General features: G+C 63.5%; 3 protein-coding genes. All 3 read right to left on the minus strand.

Annotation, left to right across the window (positions count from 1 at the left end; all coding sequences use genetic code 11):
* Positions 1-662: TRAP transporter large permease subunit (locus tag AC062T_RS11675; protein WP_476030215.1), on the minus strand; the 662-nt coding region annotated here is incomplete at its 3' end.
* Entirely contained in the window at positions 659-1,234 is a 576-nt protein-coding gene (locus AC062T_RS11680) for a TRAP transporter small permease subunit (protein ID WP_476030217.1), read from the minus strand. The genes AC062T_RS11675 and AC062T_RS11680, both read right to left, overlap by 4 nt.
* A 99-nt stretch (positions 1,235-1,333) precedes the next feature.
* The coding region (locus AC062T_RS11685; protein ID WP_476030219.1) for a hypothetical protein at positions 1,334-1,780 on the minus strand (447 nt) is incomplete at its 5' end.

A 1,780-nucleotide genomic window follows, 5' to 3' on the forward strand; every position in this document is an offset into this window, starting at 1 on the left:
GGCCCCACGGGCACCGATGCCGCACCCGCATAAACCACGAGCAAAAGGCTCGGTGGGATGATCTGGCCAAGAGTTCCCGCAGCGGCGACGGATCCGACCGCAAGCGACGGCTTGTAGCCTGCCTTGATCATCTCGGGAATCGAGACGCGGCCCAGTGCATAGGTGATGCCGATGGTGCTGCCGCTGCCAGCCGCGAGCCCTGCGCCCGCATAGTTGGTCGCGACAGCAAGTCCGCCGGGCAACCAGCCGAGCCACTGGCGCGCCGTTTCGAATGCCGTGGCCGTGAGCCCCGACTTCCACAGGATCGTTCCCATGAGAATGAACATGGGGATCACACTCAAGGACCATGAATCCGTTGCGTTGAATGCGGCGTTTTCGAGGGTACCCACGACGACCCTGGCTCCCCCGATTGCCCACAGCCCCAGAAGGGCGGCCCCGAGCATGGCGACCCCCACGGGGATTCCCATCAGGATCAGCACGATGGAGAGGGCAATCACGAGCACACCGGCGAGCAGGTTCGGAATGTCGACGAACAGCAGGAGCACGAGCGAAGCCGCCGTAACGGCCAGGCCTACCGCAAAGACAATGCGGCCAGCGCGGTGACCTGCGCTCGGCAGGGATGCATCCGGAGTTTCATCAAGCTGGGGAATCTGCGTGGTCATGAGACGTCGGCCTCCGTTGCGAGGTCATCTTCTCGCGGAAGGAATCCCGCGAAGTGACGGTAGGCGGTTGCCGCGGTCTGGAGCGCGAGCATGGCGACCCCGATGGCGGCGACGAACTTGAACGGCCAGATGGGAATCGGCGGGGTGGAGTTCGCCGCGAGGCGGATCTCGGCACTATCGAGCGCGTTGACGAACGTGAAGTAGGCGAGAGCGACGAGCAGCAGGGTCGCCAGGATGCTCACGCAACCTTCGATGATCTGCCGCATGCGCAGGGGCAAAGAATCGAGCAGGAGGGTGACCTTGATGTGCTCCTGGTGCCGTTCGGTCACGGCAAAAGCCAGGAGCGCGATGGTGGGCATCCACCAGAACGATGTGAGCTCCAGTGTTCCCATGACGGGTGAGTGAAAGAGTGACCTGCCGATCACATCGGCAATGATGTTGATCGACATGAGCACGAGGGCAGCCGAGGCACCGTAGCTGAGAATCTCGCTCATTCGATCGATGACGCGGATGACCCGCGGCACCTGTTCGATGGCGACGGGGTTGCCCGGCACCGCTGTTGCCTCCGACATCAGGACTCCTCGATCGTGTGGGTCATGGCCTAGCCTCGGGGCCTCGCGCGGACAACGCACGAGGCCCCGAGTTCGGTTCTTTTGGACGTGCCGGTGGTTCTACTTGGGCATCGTTGAGGCGACGAACTCCGACGAGAAGGTGTCGAAGAAGCCGGAGAGCTCCACATCGCCGAGCCCGGCGAAGGCCTCGAGGATGGCCTCGGGGGTGCGCTCGGCAACCGCGTAGCCCTCGTCCTCAAGCACAGAGGTCCAGTAGTCGATGCGGTCCAGGTAGTCCTTGATCGCACCCTTGGGGTCACTGGCGCTCGCGGGAGCACTCGGCGCAAGCGCGGCCAGCGCAGCATCACGCTGCTTCTGAGCGATGGGCTCGAGCTTGCTCACGTCGCTGGTGCGGATCACGTCGCCAGCGGCGATGAGCTCACCGGCCCCAGCCTCGATGTCGAGGTAACCCTCCCAGATGTTGAGTGCAGCGTTTGCCGATTCTTCGTGCACGATCTGCTGGAGTTCGACGGGAAAACTCTCCCAGACGTCGAGGTTCATAACCCA

This window comes from Homoserinimonas sp. (genome assembly GCF_056262345.1).